This window comes from Actinomadura sp. ATCC 39365, assembly GCF_054392275.1.
Window position 1 is genome coordinate 7,831,593 of the sequence record NZ_CP184335.1, and the last position, 17,936, is coordinate 7,849,528.

At 74.6% G+C, this 17,936-nt stretch carries 6 protein-coding genes (1 of these 6 only partly in view); all 6 read left to right on the forward strand.

Annotated elements, in window-relative coordinates; all coding sequences use genetic code 11:
• Tightly spaced (each overlapping or abutting the next), the 6 genes in view from ACNF49_RS38110 to ACNF49_RS38135 form a layout consistent with a single transcriptional unit that may run on beyond the window.
• Entirely contained in the window at nt 1–1,515 is a 1,515-nt protein-coding gene (locus tag ACNF49_RS38110; RefSeq protein ID WP_482940653.1) for a thioesterase domain-containing protein, read from the forward strand.
• Nucleotides 1,512–6,122: a non-ribosomal peptide synthetase gene (locus tag ACNF49_RS38115; protein WP_482940654.1), complete on the forward strand. Its 4,611-nt coding sequence runs from the start codon at nt 1,512–1,514 to the stop codon at nt 6,120–6,122. The genes ACNF49_RS38110 and ACNF49_RS38115 overlap by 4 nt, the downstream gene beginning before the upstream one ends.
• Nucleotides 6,119–11,530: a type I polyketide synthase gene (locus ACNF49_RS38120; protein WP_482940655.1), complete on the forward strand. Its 5,412-nt coding sequence runs from the start codon at nt 6,119–6,121 to the stop codon at nt 11,528–11,530. Before ACNF49_RS38115 ends, ACNF49_RS38120 begins: the two co-directional genes overlap by 4 nt.
• Entirely contained in the window at nt 11,527–11,766 is a 240-nt protein-coding gene (locus ACNF49_RS38125; protein ID WP_482940656.1) for an MbtH family protein, read from the forward strand. Before ACNF49_RS38120 ends, ACNF49_RS38125 begins: the two co-directional genes overlap by 4 nt.
• On the forward strand, nt 11,759–14,899 hold the full coding sequence (locus ACNF49_RS38130; protein ID WP_498703291.1) for a non-ribosomal peptide synthetase: 3,141 nt from the start codon (nt 11,759–11,761) through the stop codon (nt 14,897–14,899). Before ACNF49_RS38125 ends, ACNF49_RS38130 begins: the two co-directional genes overlap by 8 nt.
• A protein-coding gene (locus ACNF49_RS38135; RefSeq protein ID WP_482940658.1) for a non-ribosomal peptide synthetase crosses the window boundary here: on the forward strand, nt 14,896–17,936 show its 5' portion. 88 nt of this gene lie beyond the right edge of the window; only the first 3,041 of its 3,129 coding nucleotides appear in the window; it begins with the start codon at nt 14,896–14,898; the stop codon falls past the right edge of the window. The genes ACNF49_RS38130 and ACNF49_RS38135 overlap by 4 nt, the downstream gene beginning before the upstream one ends.

A 17,936-nucleotide genomic window follows, 5' to 3' on the forward strand; every position in this document is an offset into this window, starting at 1 on the left:
ATGCCAGAAGAACAGCCGCTGTCCGAGACACCGTTCGCCTCGCTGACGCGATACCCGCCCGGCGCTCGGACCCTCTTCTGCCTCCCCTACGCCGGTGGGGACGTCACCGCCTTCTGGGCGTGGCGGCAGGCGTTCGACGGCGTCCTGGACGTCCGGGTGGCCATGCTGCCCGGCCGGGAGGGCCGGGTGGCCGAGCCCGGAGCACTCTCCCCGGAGCTGATCGCCCGGTCCGTCGCCGCCGCCGTCGCCCGGCTGCGCACGCCGTACTCGATCTACGGGCACAGCATGGGCGGCCGGGTCGCCTTCGAGGTGGTCCGCGAGCTGCGGCGGCTCGGCGTACGAGCGCCCGAATGCCTCTACGTCGGCGCCGCGCACCCGCCGGAGCGCCAGGAGACGCTGGGCCGGTGGACGGGCCTGGGCGACGAGGACCTGGTCGACGAGCTGATCCTGCGGCTGGGCGCGCCCGCGGAGCTACGGACGCAGCCCGAGGTCAAAGCCCTGCTCATCCCCGCCCTGCGGACGGACATGGAGTGGCTGCGCCACTACCGCTTCACCCGCCAGGAGCCCCTGGACGTGCCCATCGTCGCCTTCGCCGGCGCGCACGACCAGGAGGTCACCCACCCGACCATGCTCGCCTGGGCCCGCCACACCTCCTCGACCTTCCGCCTGCACACGCTCGACGCCGCGCACCTCTTCCTCGCCACGCACGGTGAGGAGGTGGCGCGGACGATCGCGACCGGCCCCGAGCGGAGCCTGGCCGCGGACGAGGTGCACGTGTGGCTGGCCGACCTCGACGAACTGCCCGAGATGTGCGCGGCCCTCGACGAGCTGTCGCCGCGGGAGGCGGCGCGGGCGGCCAGGTTCCGGCAGGAGGACGGTCGGCGCGGGTTCGTCGGCAGGTCGGTGCTGCTGCGGCGGCTGCTCAGGGAGTACGGGGCGGAGCCGGGCGTGGCCGAGCCGCCCGGCCGGTCCGGCGGCCTGCCGTACGGCGGGACCGAGCTCACCTACAGCGTCGGCCAGTCGGGCGGGCTGGTGCTGGTCGCGCTGACGACCGGCCGGGAGGTGGGCGCCGACCTCGAGCGCTTCCGCCCGCCGGCGAACGAGCAGACGTTCTTCGAGCGGATGCTGGACGAGCGGGAGCGCGACGAGTTCGCCGCGCTGCCCGAGGAACTGCGGTTGCACAGCGCGTTGCGCACGTGGACGGCCAAGGAGGCGCTGCTGAAGGCGTCCGGCGACGGGCTGCGGGTGGATCCGGCGCGGTTCGGGTTCGCGGGGCAGCGTCCGGGCCGGACGTGGGTGCCCGAGGCGTCCCCAGAAGTGGGCCCAGAAGTGGATCCAGAGGCGGCGCCGACGGCGGAGCGGCTGGCGGAGCGGCTGGCGGGGTGGCGGGTGACGCACCTGCCGCTGGGCCGGGCGATGGCCGCGATCGCCGTGCGCGCGCCGCGCTTCCTGCTGCGTTTCGAGACGGTACGGCAAGGCCGGCTGGTACGGCCGGGTGTGGAGGCCGCAGGATGACACTCCTCAGCAGTCTGATCACGGCTCAGGCCGCGCGGACCCCGGACGCCCCGGCGGTCCGGCAGTGGGACGACGTGCTCACCTATGCCGAGCTGGTCGAGCGGGCATGGGCGCTGGCGGCCCGGCTGCGCGAGCTCGGCGTCGGGCCGGAGGCGCGGGTGGGGTTGTGCACCCGCCGTACTCCGCTGATGCCGGTGGCGGTGCTGGCCGTCCATCTGGCGGGCGGGGCGTACGTGCCGCTGGATCCGGGGCATCCGCGCCGGCGGCTGGAGGAGGTACTGGCGGACGCCGGGATCGCGGTGGTCGTCGTGGACGAGCGCGGCCACGAGCTCCTGGACGGCTGCGCCGCCACGCTCGTCGACGCGTTCCAGCCGGGGCCGGCCGAACCCCGCGAGAGCGGCGCCGTCGCGGGCAACGCGGCGTGGGTGATCTACACCTCCGGTTCCACCGGACGCCCCAAGGGCGTGGTGGTGAGCCACGCCAACGCGGTCTTCTTCGTCACCGCGACCGTCGCGCGCTTCGGCCTGGACGCGAGCTGCAGCTCGATGGCCTTCTCCGCGCTCGGCTTCGACGCCTCGATCATGGACATGGTGCTCCCGCTGACCGTCGGCGGCTGCGTGCAGCTCGTGCCGGACGAGGACCGCGTGGACCCGGCCCGGTTGCAGCACTTCCTGGAGCAGCACGACGTCACCTGGGGCTACCTCCCGCCCGCGCTGCTGCCGCTGGTGGACCCGAGCCGGCTGCCGCACCTGCGGGACGTGGTGACGGCAGGCGAGCCGCCCCCGCCCGAGCAGGTGGCGCGCTGGTCGGCGCACACGCGTTTCCACAACCTGTACGGCCCGACCGAGCTGACCGTCGTCGTGGTGGGCGGCGAGTTCCACGGCGTGTGGGAGCGGCCGCTGCCGATCGGCCGGCCGTTGGGCGGCTGCCGGGCGTACATCGTCGACGAGGACATGAACGAGTGCCCGCCGGGCGTCCCCGGCGAGCTGCTGGTGGGCGGCCCGCAGGTCAGCCGCGGGTACCTGGACCGGCCCGCGCTGACGGCCGAACGGTTCGTGCCCGACCCGTTCTCCGACGAGCCGGGAGCGCGGCTGTACCGGACCGGCGACCACGTGGCCTGGCAGGAGGACGGCCAGATCGCGTTCATGGGCCGCCTCGACCGCCAGGTGAAGGTCCAGGGGCAGCGCGTGGAGATCGGGGAGGTCGAGACGACGCTGCGCGCCCATCCCGGGGTGCGGCAGGCGGTGGTGGACTTCGCGGGCGAGCTGGTCGCCTACGTGACGCCCGAGGACGCGCCCGACCTGGCCACCCTGCGCGAGGACCTGGCGGTGCGGCTGCCGCCGTACATGCTGCCGACCAGGCTGGTCCGGCTGCCCCTCCTCCCGCTGAACGCCTCGGGCAAGGTGGACCTCGCCGCCCTGCGGGCACAGTCCCAGCGGGAGCGGGGAACGGCGAGCGGGCTGGCCGGGATCTGGGCGCGGGTGCTGGAGGCGCCCGTCCCGGACGACGAGGACGACTTCTTCCAGCGCGGCGGCCACTCGCTGCGGGCCATGCGGCTGGTGGCCGCGGTACGCGCGGAGCTGGGCCGGGTGGTGTCGGTCCAGGACGTCTACGAGGGCAGGACCTACGGCGCGCTGCGCGCGCTCGTGGCGGATGCGGAGCGGGCGACCGCCGCCGCGCCGCCCACCGGCAGCCCGCCCGCGTTCTCCCCCGCCCAGCGCCGGATGTGGTTCGTCGAGCAGCTGGCGCCCGAGTCGGCCGCCCACAACATCGCGATGGCCGAGCGGATCCGGGGCCCGCTCGACGTCGCCGCGCTCCGGCGGGCGCTCACCGCCGTGGTGGCGGCCCACGAGGCGTTGCGCTGGCGGGTGGGCTCGCGCGACGGGATCCCCGACGTGACGGTCGCACCGCCGCGGGACGTCCCGCTGCCGGTCGACGACCTCTCCCCCGCCGATCTGGACGCGGCGCTGCACAAGGAGGCGCGGGAGCGGTTCGACCTGGCCGCCGGGCCGCTGTTCCGGGCGCGGCTGCTCCGGCTGGCCCCCGACGAGCACGTGCTCTGCCTGACCGCGCACCACCTGGTGTTCGACGGCTGGTCGCAGGACGTGCTCTTCCGCGGACTGTCGGCCGCCTATCGCGGTGAGCCGGTCGAGGCGGGCGAGCACACGTTCGCCGACTACGTGCGCTGGCTGCGCGGCAACGGCGACGGCCAGGCGCTGGGCTGGTGGCGCGAGCGCCTGCACGACGCCCCGCTGGTGCTGGACCTGCCCAGGGACGCCGCCAGGCCGCCCGCGCAGACCTTCCGCGGCGCCGCCTGCCGGGGCGAGGTGGACGCGGACCTGGCCGGCCGGGTGGCCGAACTGGCGGCGGAACTCGGCACCACCCCGTACGCGGTGCTGCTGGCCGCGTTCGGACGCCGGCTGGCCACCCTCGCGGGACGGGACGACCTGGTGGTGGGGGCGGCCTACGCCGACCGGCCGCACGTGGCGTTCGAGTCGCTGGTGGGGATGTGCGTGCAGGTCCTGCCGCTGCGGCTGCGCCCCCGGGGCGGCTTCGCCGAGCAGGTGACGGCGTGCGCGGCCGAGCTGAACGCGGCGATCAGGCACCGGGACGTGCCGCTCGGGCAGCTGCTGGAGTCGCTGCGGCTGCCGCGCGACCTGAGCCGCAACCCGATCACGCAGGTCATGTTCAACATGTACAACTTCGCGCAGGCCCATCTGGACCTGGCCGGCTGCGCGAGCGAGACGCTGCGGCCGGGGCTGCCGGGCGCGCTGTTCGACCTGACCATGTACGTGGGCGAGCAGCGCGGCGGTTACGCGCTGGAGCTGGTCTACAACCCCGACCTGTTCTCCGCCGAGCGCATGACGGCGCTGGTCGACGGCTATGTCGAGCTGCTCGGCGAGCTGCTGACCGGACAGGTGCGCCCCGAACCCCCCGACGCCGGGCTGCCGGCCTGGGACGGGCCCGGCCTGCTGGAGCTGGCCGGCGACGCGCACGCCGGGGCACGGCGGCGGACCGAGGCGGCGCTGCGGAGCGCGGGGGTCGAGCCGGGGGCCGTGGTGGCCGTCGTCGCCTCCCGGGTGCCGGAGCTGCCGGGGATCCTGCTCGGCGTGCTGGCGGCGGGGGCGCGGTGGGTGGTGATCGACTCGGCCTATCCTCCTGCCGTCCAGGAGAGGCAGATCGCCGCGGCGGGAGCCCGGGCGGTCCTGCGGGACGGCGAGATCGAGCTGCGCGAGGGCGGCGCCCTGCTGCCGGGGCCCGGCTACCTCTCGATGACCTCGGGCACCACGGGCGAGCCCAAGGCGGTCGTCACCGGCGAGCGGCCGCTGGCCCACTTCCTGTCCTGGTACGTCCGCACCTTCGCCGTCGGGCCGCACGACCGGTTCGCGCTGCTGCACGGGCCGGCCCACGATCCGGCGCTGCGCGACATGTTCGTGCCGGCCGCGGCGGGCGCCGAGCTGTTCGTGCCCGAGCACGAGCTGGTCCGCGATCCCGGCAAGCTCGTCACCTGGCTGCGCGAGCACGCGATCACCGTCCTGCACCTGACGCCGCAGCTCGCGGCGATGCTGGCGGGCACCGGCGGCACGCTGCCCGACGTGCGGCTGGCCGGCGTGGGCGGCGACCTGTTCACCGGCGCCCAGGCGGCCCGGCTGCGGGCGTTCGTGCCCAATGCCCGGATCGTCGCCTTCTACGGCACGACCGAGACGCCGCAGGCGCACGCGTGGCACGAGCTCGCGGAACCGTACCCGGAGGTCGTGCCGATCGGGCGGCCCGTCGAGGGCAGCGAGATCATCGTGGTGACGCCGGACGGCAGGCGGGCCGGTGTGGGCGAGCTCGGCGAGGTGGTCGTCCGCAGCCGCCACCTGGCCGCCGGCTACCTGGATCCGACGCTGACCGGCCGGCGCTTCACCGGCGACCGGTTCCGCACCGGCGACCTCGGCCGGCGCAACCCCGACGGCACGATCACCCCCGCGGGGCGCGCCGACGACCAGGTGAAGGTGCGCGGGTTCCGGGTCGAGCTGGGCGAGGTGGAGGCCGCGCTCGCCGCCTGCCGGGACGTGCGCGCCGCCGCGGCCAGGGTCGAGGGCGGCACGCTCATCGCCTACGTGGTGCCCGCCCGGCCGGGGCTGGCGGCGCATCGCGTCCTGGACGAGCTGCGCGGCGCGCTGCCCGAGCACGCCGTCCCCAGCGAGGTGGTGGCGCTGCCCGCGCTGCCGCTGACGCCCAACGGCAAGGTGGACCGCGCCGCGCTGCGCGGACGGCCGGTCGAGCAGCCGAAGGCCGGCGGCGGCCTCGACGGCCCCACCCAGAAGACGGTCGCCCAGGTGTGGCGCGCCGTGCTGGGCGTGCCGCGGCTCGGCCCCGACGACAACTTCTTCGAGATCGGCGGCCACTCGCTGGCCGTGGCGGCCGTGCAGGCCCGGCTGCGGGCGGCGACCGGCCGTGAGATCCCGATCACGGAGCTGTTCAGGCATCCCACGATCCGGACGCTGGCCGCCCATCTCGATGGAGCGGGCGGCAGTCCGGGACTGGACCGGGCGGCGCGCCGCCTGGCCTCACGGCGAGACAGGTTGAGGAACCGCAACGAGAAGGGGATTGCCCCATGACGGACGAGCCCACGGCTGAGCCGATCGCGATCATCGGCTTGTCGTGCCGAGTCCCGGGAGCGGGTGACGCGCAGCAGTTCTGGCGCAACCTCGCCGACGGCGTCGAGTCGCTGACCACGTACACCCTGGAGGAGCAACGGGCGCTGGGCACGGCGGAGAGCCTGCTGGCCGACCCGAACTTCGTGCCGGCCGCCATGACGCTGGACGACTACGAGGGTTTCGACGCGGCGTTCTTCGGCATGTCGATCAGGGAGGCCGAGGTCCGCGACCCGCAACACCGGCTGTTCCTGGAACTGTCGCACACGGCGCTGGAGGACGCGGGCTACGACCCGTTCCGCTACCCGGGCGAGATCGGCGTCTACGCCGGCACCGGGACGGACACCTACCAGTGGCGCAACATCCGCAGCAACGCCCAGGCCCACAAGAACGCGGGCTGGCTGGCGGTCATGGTGGGCAACCACGTGGACTACTGCGCCACCCTCACCTCCTACAAGCTCGACCTGCGCGGCCCCAGCTACACCGTGCACACCGCGTGCTCGACCGCGCTGGTGGCCTTCCACATCGCGTGCGAGGCGCTGCGCAACGGCGAATGCGACATGGCGCTGGCCGGCGCGGCCATGCTGGACCTGCCGCAGGGCGAGGGCTACATCTACGACCAGGACGGCATCGTCTCCCCCGACGGGCACACCCGCTCCTTCGACGCCGACGCCGGTGGCACGACGTGGGGCAGCGGCGGCGGCGTCCTCGTGCTGAAGCGGCTGTCGGAGGCGATCGAGGACCGCGACAACATCCGCGCGGTGGTCCTGGGCAACGCGATCAACAACGACGGCGCGGGCAAGGTCGGCTTCTCCGCGCCCAGCCTGGACGGGCAGGCCGCGGTGATCGCGCAGGCGCTGGGCGTCGGCGGCGTGGACCCCCGTACGGTCACCTACGTCGAGGCGCACGGCACCGGCACGGCGCTCGGCGACCCGATCGAGGTGGCCGCGCTGTCCAGCGTGTTCGCGCAGCACACGAGCGACACCCAGTGGTGCGGCATCGGCTCGGTCAAGAGCAACATCGGCCACCTCGGCCAGTCGGCCGGCATCCCCAGCCTGGTCAAGACGGTGCTGTCGCTGGAGAACAAGCTCATCCCGCCGACGTTGCACTTCAAGAGCCCCAACCCGAAGATCGACTTCCCGGCGAGCCCGTTCTACGTCGTCTCCTCGCCGACGAAGTGGGAGCGCGACGACTTCCCGCGCCGCGCGGGGGTCAGCTCGTTCGGCATCGGCGGCACGAACGCGCACGCCGTGCTGGAAGAGGCCCCGCCGCGCCCGCCGCTGCCCCGTGAGCGGCCCGCGCACCTGCTGAAGCTGTCGGCCAGGACGGAGTCCGCGCTGGCCGCGGCGCGCGACCGGCTGGCCGCGCACCTGGCCGCTCATCCCGAGACGGACCTGGCCGACGCCGCGTTCACGCTGCGCGTGGGCCGCCGGGAGCTCAAGCACCGGGCCGTCGTCGTCGCCACCTCACCGGGCGACGCGGTGGCCGCGCTGTCCGACCCCAGGCGGATCGTCGCCGGCGCCAAGCCGAAGCGGCCGGCGCAGGTGGCCTTCCTCTTCTCCGGCCAGGGCTCCCAGTACGGCGGCATGGCCGCGGAGCTGTACCGCAACGAGCCGATCTTCCGCGAGGCGATCGACGAGTGCGCGGCCGTCCTGGACGTGCGCGAGCAGATCTTCGCCACCGGCGAGGAGGCGGACGAGGCGCTGCGGCAGACCTCGCTCACCCAGCCCGCCCTGTTCACGGTGGAGTACGCGCTGGCCAGGCTCTGGCTCTCGCTGGGCGTCGAACCCGCCGCGATGATCGGCCACAGCATCGGCGAGTACGCGGCGGCCACCATCGCCGGCGTCTTCACCCTGCCCGACGCGATGCGGCTGGTCGCGGCGCGCGGGCGGCTGATCCAGGCGCTGCCGCCGGGCTCCATGCTGGCCGTGCAGCTCATGCCCGACGAGATCGCGCCGATGCTGCCCGACGACGTCTCCGTGGCCACCGTCAACGGCCCCGGCACCTGCGTCGTGTCCGGCCCGTCGGAGTCGATCGCGGAGCTGGCCGAGATGCTGGAGGAGGAGGGCATCGGCTGCACGCGCCTGCGCACCTCGCACGCCTTCCACTCGGCGATGATGGAGCCGATGCTGCGCGAGTTCCGCGAGCTGGTCGCGGCGGCCCGGCCGGCCGCGCCGAGCCTGCCGTTCCTGTCCAACGTGACCGGCACCTGGATCACCGCCGCGGAGGCCACCGACCCGTCCTACTGGGCCAGGCACGTGCGCGAACCGGTCCGCTTCGGCGACTGCGTCTCGACGCTCCTGGCCGACGGCGAATGGATCATGATCGAGTGCGGGCCCGGCCGGCAGCTGTGCGGCCTGGCGGGCACCCAGCTGGCCACCGGCGCGATCGCCCCGCTGCCGTCGCTGCCCGGCCCGCGCGACCGGGCCGGTGACGTCGCGGTCTTCTCGCAGGCCGTGGGCGCGCTGTGGGTGCAGGGCATCGAGCTGAACGACTTCGGCGCCCCCGGTTTCCGCGTCTCGCTGCCGGGTTACCCGTGGGAGCGCCAGCGCGCCTGGATCGACCCCGACCCGCAGGGCGCCTTCGCCGGCGGCGTCGCCCACCCGCAGCAGGCCGACGGCCCCCTGCCGCCCGAGCGGTGGTACGGCGTGCCCGTCTGGCACCAGGCGCCGGCCCGTCCTGGGACGCCGTCGCCGGTCGCGCGCTGCCTGGCCTTCGTGGACGAGGACTCGGCCGCCCTGGCCGACGCGCTGCGCGCTTCCGGGGCCGAGGTCCCGGAGGTGCGGCCGGGTGCCGCGTTCGGCGCCTTCGACGGGCACTTCACGGTGCGGCCGGCCGTACGGGAGGACTATGACGCGCTGCTCGAGGCGGTCGGCGAGATCCCCGAGCGGATCGTGCACGCCTGGGCACTCACCGGCGGCGAGCAGACGTGGGCGGCGCAGGACCGCGGCTTCTTCGGCGTCCTGGGGCTCGTGCAGGCGCTGTCGGCGGCCCAGCCTCCGGGCGGGGTGCAGCTCGACCTGGTGACCGCGGGCACGATGGACGTCGTCGGCGGCGACCTGACCAGGCCGGAGCACGCGACGCTGGCCGCCTTCGCCCGGGTCGTCCCGCTGGAGACGCCGTGGCTGCGCGTCCGCCACATCGACGCGCCGGACGGGGCCGCGAACCAGGCGGCGGCGGTGCGGGGCGTCGCCGCCGAGCTGGGCCGCGCGGCGGAGCCCGGCGAGGCCGGGCTGCTGGCCCCGGTCGCCCTGCGCGGCGGGAAGCGGTGGCTGCTCGGATACGAGCAGGTGGAGGTGGACAGCGAGCCGGGCGAGCCGCGCGACGGCCAGGTGTACGTGATCACCGGCGGTCTGGGCGGCATCGGCATCTCGCTGGCCGAGGACCTGGCGGCGCGGGCCCGCGTCGGCATCGTCCTGCTGTCCAGGAGCGGGCTGCCCGGCGGCTCGCCGCGGTCGGCCCGCGAGGCGCGCGCCGCCGAGGCGATCCGCCGGATGGAGGCCGCCGGGGCGCGGGTGCTGACCCTGGCCGCCGACGTGACGGATCCGGCGGACATGCGCCGGGTCAGGGACGAGACGCTCGCCGCCTTCGGCCGGGTTGACGTGCTCGTGCACGCGGCCGGCCTGCCCGGCGGCGGCATGGCCCAGATCAAGGAGCGGGAGGCGGCCGAGGCCGTGCTCCGGCCCAAGCTGCTCGGCACGCTGGCGCTGCAGGAGGCGTTCGGCGACCTGGAGCTGGAGGCCGTGGTGCTCTGCTCGTCGATCACCGCGGTGGCCGGCGGGTTCGGGCAGATCGACTACTGCGCGGCCAACAACTTCCTCGACGCGCACGCCCGCGCCGGACGGGGCTGGAACGCCGCCCAGATCGTCAGCGTCAACTGGGGCAGATGGCTGGAAGTCGGCATGGCGGTGGAGACGGCGGCGCCCGCCGGATTCGTCGCGTTGCAGCGCGGCGACCGGATCAAGGCGCTCGACCACCCGGTACTCGACGCGCGGCACGCCGGCGAGATCGGCGGGCTCGACTGGTGCAGCGGCACGCTCTCGCCGAGCACGCATTGGGTGCTGGACGAGCACCGCATCGCCGACGTGCCGGTGCTGCCCGGCACCGGCCACGTCGAGCTGGCCAGGACGGCCACCGAGGCGGTGCTGCCCGGCGGCGGGCTCGTCGAGCTGCGGGACGTGGTGTTCGTCGAACCGCTGTCGGTGGCCGACGGCGCGACCGCCGAGGTACGGGTGCTCTTCACCCCCGAGGCGGACGGCGCCGAGTTCCAGGTGCAGAGCATCATCGGCGGCTCGCACCGCACCCATGCCAGGGGCACCGCGGCCAAGGTGAGCCCACCGCCCGCCGACCGCGTGGACCTGCGCGCCATCATGGACCGCTGCGTGTCCTCGGCGGACGAGCAGGGCGGCGTCCCGCTGTCGGGCCTGCTCACGCTGGGCGCGCACTGGCACCGGACCCTGACCGCCACGCACGTCGGTCAGCAGGAGGCGCTCGGCCTGTTCGAGGCCAACGACGCGCTGATGGCCGACCTCGACCGGTGGGGGCTGCACCCGGCCCTGCTCGACGCCGCCACCACGTTCAGCTGGGTCGCGGTCGAGGGCCACTACCTGCCGCTCGGCTACGGCCGCATCACCGTGTTCGGGAGCCTGCCCGAGGCGTTCTGGAGCCATCTGCGCATCACCAGCACCGACACCGACGAGGTGCTGGTCGTCGACGTCACGTTGATCGCGCCCGACGGCACGGTGCTGGTGCAGATCTCCGACTACGTCCTGCGCAGGATCGACACCGAGGCCGTGGTCTCCGGGGTCCGCTCCAGCGCCGGGTCCCAGGTCGCCGCCCCGGCCGCGGCCGCGGCCGACGACGAGGTCGGCATCAGGCCGGCCGACGGGGCCCTCTCCCTGCGCAGGCTGCTCGCCGCGCCGCTCGGCCCCCAGGTCGTGGTGGCGGCCAGTACGGTGGCCGAGCTCGTCGCCGGTGTCGGCTCGCTGACCCAGGAGACCGTCGAGAGCGAGCTCGATCCGGCGGCGGTCGCCGACCGGCAGGACAAGGCGCCCGCCGAGGGCTACGTCGCGCCGCGCAACGACGCCGAGGCCACGATCGCCCGCCTGTGGGGCGAGGTGCTCGGCGGCGACCACATCGGCGTCGACGACGACTTCTTCGAGCTGGGCGGCAACTCGCTCATCGCGGTCCAGCTGATCGCCCTGATCCGCAAGGAGCTGGGGGTCCGGCTGCCGATGCGCAACCTCTTCGAGGAGCCGACCGTGGCCGGGGTCGCCGCCCTGATCGAAGCCGCCACGGCCGCGTCCCCCGAGGCCGCCCCCGCCGGGCCCGCCACCCAGACCATCCCCCGCCTCCCCCGGAGTTCCGCATGAGCACAGAGACCAGCCCAGAGACCAGCCCAGAGACCAGCACAGAGATCAGCACGGACACCAAGGTCGTACGCAACGACGAGGAGCAGTACTCCATCTGGCCCGCCGGCCGGGACAACCCCTCCGGCTGGTACGACGCCGGTTTCTCCGGCACCAAGGACGCCTGTCTGGCGCACATCGAGCAGGTGTGGACCGACATGCGGCCGAAGAGTCTGCGAGAGGCCATGGACAGTGAGTGATGCCTTTCCCGCATCCTCCGGCCAGGAGCGGATGTGGTTCCTCTCGCGCTTCGAGCCCGATCTGGCCGTCTACAACATCGGCATGGTCATGCCGATGGCGGCCAGGCAGCCGGTGGACCCCCGCCGGCTGGAGCGGGCGATCGACCTGGTCGTGCGGCGTCATGAGGCGCTGCGCACCACGTTCGACTTCCGGGACGGGCAGGTCGTGCAGATCGTCCACCCCGGCGCGCCGCCCACGGCGCTGACCGAGACGGACCTGAGCCACCTTCCGCGGGCCGCCGCCGAGGCGGAGCTGGCCCGCCTGGCCAGGGCGGACGCGGTGCTGCCGTTCGACATGGAACGGGCGCCGCTGTACCGCGGCAGGCACGTCAAGCTGGCCGAGGACGACCTGCGGCTGGCCGTCGTCTTCGACCACACGATCTTCGACGGCGTCTCCTCCATGGTGTTCATGGACGAGGTGGAAGAGTGTTACGACGCGCTCGGCGAGGAGCGGCCGCCGAAGCTGCCCGAGCTGCCGATCCAGTTCGCCGACTTCGCCGTGTGGCAGCGCGGCAGGCTGTCCGGCGAGTTCCTGGAGACCGAGCTGGTGCACTGGCGGGAACGGCTGGCCGGGGTGCCCGCCGACCTCGCCCTGCCGGGCGACCGGCCGCGGCCGGCCCGCCGCAGCTACCGGGGCGGGATCCGGCTGGGCGCCTACTCCCCCGAGCTGTCGGCGGGCGTGGAGCGGCTGGCCAAGGAGCTCAACACGACGTTGTTCACGGTGATGCTCACCGCGTACGCCTCCGTGCTGTCGCGCTGGTCGGGGATCGACGACATCGTGGTGGGCACGCCGGTCGCGGGCCGGCTGCTGCCCGAGACCGAGCCGGTCATCGGCATGTTCGTCAACGCGGTGCCGCTGCGCGTGGACCTGTCGGGCGCGCCCAGCTTCCGCGAGGCGGCCGGGCGCGTGCGGGCGACGGTGGCCGAGGCGCTGGACCATCAGGAGCTGCCGTTCGAGCGGCTCGTGGAGGACCTGCAGCCGGCCCGGGACCTGAGCGTGCCGCCGCTCTACCAGGTGATGTTCAACCTGGCGATCCGCACCAACGAGGGGCAGATCGCCAACGGCACCGCCAAGGTGGACCTCCAGCTCGACGTCAACATGCGCGACGGGCTGCTGCACACCCGCCTGGAGTACGCCACCGACCTGTTCGACCCCGAGACGATCGAACGTTTCGAGGCGAACCTGCGCACGCTGGTCGAGTCGGCCGCCGCCGACCCCGACCGGGCGGTCCCCACGCTCCCCGTGCTCGCCGCGGACGAGCGTGCGCGCGTTCTGGCCCTCGGGAACGGCGGGCCGCAGGCCGCGCCCGGCACCCTGCACACGTTGATCGAGGCCCGCGCCGCCGCGACCCCGGACGCCCCCGCGGTGCTCTTCGGCGACGTCACGCTCAGCTACGCCGAGCTCAACGGCCGCGCCAACCGGCTGGCCCGGCGGTTGCGGCAGATGGGCGTGGAGCGCGGCCGGCCCGTCGCGGTCTGCGCGGAACGCTCGCCCGAGCTGGTCGTCGCGCTGCTCGCCGTGCTCAAGGCGGGCGGGGCGTACGTGCCGCTGGATCCGGAGTACCCGCGGGACCGGCTGGAGTTCATGCTGTCCGACTCCGGTGCGCGGGTGCTGCTCACCCAGCGCCACCTGCCGTCCTTCGGGCCGGTCGAGGCGGTGCTGCTGGAGGACGACCACGACCTCGGCTCCGGCGACCTCGACCCGGTGACCGGGCCGGACGACGCCGCGTACCTGATCTACACCTCGGGCTCGACCGGCCGGCCGAAGGCCGTGGTCAACACCCATCGCGGCATCGTCAACCGGCTGGCCTGGATGCAGGAGACGTTCGGCCTGACGGCCGGCGACGTGGTGATGCAGAAGACGCCGACCAGCTTCGACGTGTCGGTGTGGGAGTTCTTCTGGCCGCTGCTGCAGGGCGCCTGTCTCGTCCCGGTGCGGCCGGGCGGCCACCGCGACCCCGGCCACCAGCGCGACCTGATCAAGCGGCACGCGGTGACCACGATGCACTTCGTGCCGTCGATGCTCGCCCTCTTCCTGGAGGAGGCGAACATCGAGTCGTGCACGTCCCTGCGGCGTGTGGTGTGCAGCGGCGAGGAGCTGCCGCCCAGGACGGCGGCCCGCTTCTTCGAGCGCCTGCCCGGCGTGGAGCTGCACAACCTGTACGGCCCCACCGAGGCGGCCGTCGACGTCTCCTGGCACGCCTGCCGGCCGGGCGAGACGGTCATCCCCATCGGCCGCCCGATGCCCGGCTGCCGCCTGCACGTGCTCGACGAGCGCCTGGAGCCGATGCCCGTCGGCGTGCCCGGGCAGCTGCACATCGGCGGCGTCCAGGTGGCCCGCGGCTACGCGGGACGGCCGGGGCTGACGGCCGAGCGGTTCGTCCCCGACCCGTACGGCCCGCCGGGCGCGCGGCTGTACGCCACCGGCGACCTGGCCAGGCTGCGCGCCGACGGGGAGCTGGAGTTCCTCGGCCGCATCGACGACCAGGTGAAGGTGCACGGCTGGCGGGTCGAGCTGGGCGAGGTCGAGGCGGCGCTGGCCGCGGACCCGCGGGTGCGCGGGGTCGCCGTGGCGCTGCGCGACGACGCGCCGGGCGGCCGCGGGCTGGTGGCCTACGTGGACTGGACGGGCGAGCCGAGCCGGCTGTCGCACGAGCTGCGCACCGGACCGGCGCGCACGTTGCCGGCGGCGCTGGTGCCGCAGGCGTTCGTGCAGGTCACCGAGTTCCCCCTGAGCCCGAGCGGGAAGCTCGACCGTGCCGCGCTGCCGCCGCCCACCGGGCCCGGCCGCAGCGATCTCGGCACCACCTATGTCGCGCCGGAGACGCCGCTGGAGGAGGAGCTGTGCGCGCTCTGGGGCGAGCTGCTCGGCCGTGACCGGGTGGGCGTCGAGGACGACTTCTTCGCGCTCGGCGGCCACTCGCTGCTGGCCGTCCTGCTGATCACCCGGTATCGGGAGGCGTACGGGATCGAGATGGACCTGCGGGTCTGCTTCGAGCTCACCACGGTGGCCGAGCAGGCGCTGGCCGTGCTGGAACTCCAGCTCGGCGACGTCGAGCTGGACGATCTCCTGGCGGAGGACGCGGACGGATGAGCGAGGTGAGAGGGCGGCTGGCCCGCCTCAGCCCGGAGCAGCGCGCGGCGCTGGAGCGCAGGCTCCAGCGGCAGCCGAAGGCCCGGCCCGCCGGGATCCCCCCGCGCAGCGATCCGGACGCGCCGGCGCCGCTCTCCTACGGGCAGGAGCGGCTCTGGTTCCTGCAGCGGCTCGACCCCGCCGACGCCTCCTACAACATGTACATGGTGCAGCGGCTGCGCGGCGAGCTGTCCATCCGTGACCTGGCCGGGGCGCTGGCCACCGTGGCGGCGCGGCACCCGATGTTGCGGGCCCGCTTCCCCGCGGTTGAGGGCAGCCCGGTCCAGGTCGTGGAGCCGGCGCTGAAGCTCGATCCGGTGCTGGTGGACCTCGCGGACCTGCCCGCCGCCGAACGCGAGGCCCGCGCCACGGCGATCGTGGCCGAGCTGACCAACACGCCGTTCGACCTGGCCACGGGGCCGCTGGTGCGGGTGCACCTGATCACGCTGTCGGCCACCGATCACGTGCTCTGCCTGGTCCTGCACCACCTGGTGGCCGACGGCTGGTCGCTGAAGATCATCTTCTCCGAGCTGGCCGCCTGCTACACCGGGAACGCGGCCGGGCTGGGTGTTCCGTCGATCGACTACCGCGACTTCGCGGCCTGGCAGCGTGGCCGCGAGCCGTCGCGGGAGTCCCTGGACTACTGGCGCGCCAAGCTCGACGGCGTGCAGCCGCTCGACCTGCCCACGGACCGGCCGCGGCCGGCCGTACGGGTGGCCAGCGGCGACTACTGCGCGCGGCGCATCGGCCCCGAGCTGACGGCCCGGCTGGAGCAGCTGGCCAGGGACGAGCGCGGCACGCTGTTCATGGTCCTGCTGGCCGCCTACCAGCTCCTGCTGGGCGCCCACTGCGGCGCCGACGACCTGACGGTCGGCTCGGTCATCGCCGGCCGCGACCGCCCGGAACTCCAGGACGTCGTCGGCTTCTTCCCTGAGACGCTCGTGCTGCGCGGCGACCTGTCCGGCGACCCGTCCTTCCGCACGCTGCTCGCCCGGACCAGGGCGACGGTCCTGGACGCCTTCGCCCACCAGGACATCCCCTTCGAACGCCTGCTCAACGACCTCGGCATCCGCCGCGACCTGAGCACGACGCCGCTGTTCCAGGCGATGTTCGTGATCCAGGACAAGGAGGCCGGGGCCCTGCCGCTGCCCGGCATCGAGGCGGAGATGTTCGACCCGGGCGCGACCCAGGCGAAGTTCGACCTGATGCTGGACGTCACCCAGTTCGACGGCTCCCTCTGGGCGATGTTGTCCTACGCCAGCGACCTGTTCGAGGAGGAGACCGCGACGCGGTTGCTGCGGCGGTGGGAGCGGGTGCTGGAGGCGGTCGCGCGCGACCCGGGCACGCCGCTGTCCGCGCTGCGCGAGGCCATGATGCTGCCCGAGGACCGGCCGCCGGTCCTCGACACCCCGCAGCCGCCCGCGCGCGACGTGCTCGACCTGTTCCAGGAGCGGGTACGGCTGGCGCCCGGCGCGACCGCGGTGAGCCACGGCGACCGCCGGGTCACCTACGCCGAACTGGACGCCATGGCCGCCGCGCTGGCCGGGCGCCTGGCCGCGGCCGGGGTCGGCCCGGACACGGTCGTGGGCCTGCGCGCCGGACGCTCGGTGGAGCTGATCGCCGGGATGCTCGCCGTCGGCCGGGCGGGCGGCGCCTACCTGCCGCTCGACCCGGCGTACCCGGCGGAGCGGCTGCGGTGGATGGCGGCGGACGCGGGTGCGGCCCTGGTGCTGGACGAGGACGATCTCCGCGAGTCGCCCCAGGCACCGCACGCCGAGGTCGCGGGGCCGGGCTCGCTGGCCTACGTGATCTACACCTCGGGCTCGACCGGGCGTCCCAAGGGCGTGGAGGTGCCGCGCGAGGCGCTGGCGTCGCGGGTGGGCTGGATGCGCGGTCACTACGAGCTCGGGCCGGGCGACCGCGTCCTGCAGTTCGCCTCGCCGAGCTTCGACACGCACGCCGAGGAGATCTACCCGGCGCTGGCCGCCGGCGCGGAGCTCGTCCTGTGCCCGGACGAGCCGCTGCCGGACTTCCTGAAGACCCCGGAGGGCGCCGCGCTCACCGTGCTGGACCTGCCCACGTCGTACTGGCAGGAGCTGGTGGCCATGGGCGTCGAATGGCCGCCCGGCCTGCGGCTGGTCATCCTGGGCGCCGACCCGCTGCCCGGCCCGGCGCTGGCCGCCTGGTACGCGTCCGGCCCCCGGGGCGTCCGCCTGGTCAACAGCTACGGCCCCACCGAGGCCACGATCATCGCCGCCACCGCCGAGATGGACCCCTCGGAGGCGCTGCGCCGCCCGTCCGTCGGCGTCGCCCTGCCCGGCACCACGCTCCAGGTGCTGGGCCCCGACGGGCTCCCGGTGCCGGCCGGCGTCGCGGGCGAGCTGCACATCGGCGGCGGCGGCCTGGCCCGCGGCTACCGGGGCGCGCCCGCCCGCACGGCCGAGCGTTTCGTCCCCGGCCCCGGCGGCTCGCGCCTCTACCGCACCGGCGACCGGGCCCGCTTCCGCCTGGACGGCAGTCTGGAGATCCTCGGCCGCCTGGACCGGCAGGTGAAGGTGCGCGGTTACCGCGTCGAACCGGGCGAGGTGGAGTCGGCGCTGCTCGCCCACCCGTCGGTGCGGCAGGCCACGGTGGTGGTCCACGACGACCGCCTGATCGCCTACGCCGTCCACGACGCCGGGGAGGCGTTACGCGAGCACCTCGCCGCCGAGCTCCCCCCGCACATGGTGCCCAGCGCGATCGTCTCGCTCGACCGCATCCCGCTGACCCCCGGCGGCAAGGTCGACCGGGACGCCCTGCCCGCGCCGGGCCGGCCGCGGAGCGCCGCCTACGAGCCGCCGGCCGGCGCGGCCGAGGAGCTCGTCTGCCTGGTCTGGGCCGAGGTGCTGGGGCTGGAGCGGGTGGGCGCGCTGGACGACTTCTTCCAGCTCGGCGGCCACTCGCTGCTGGCCACCAGGACCACGGCGCGCATCGCCGCGGCCACCGAGCTGGACGTGCC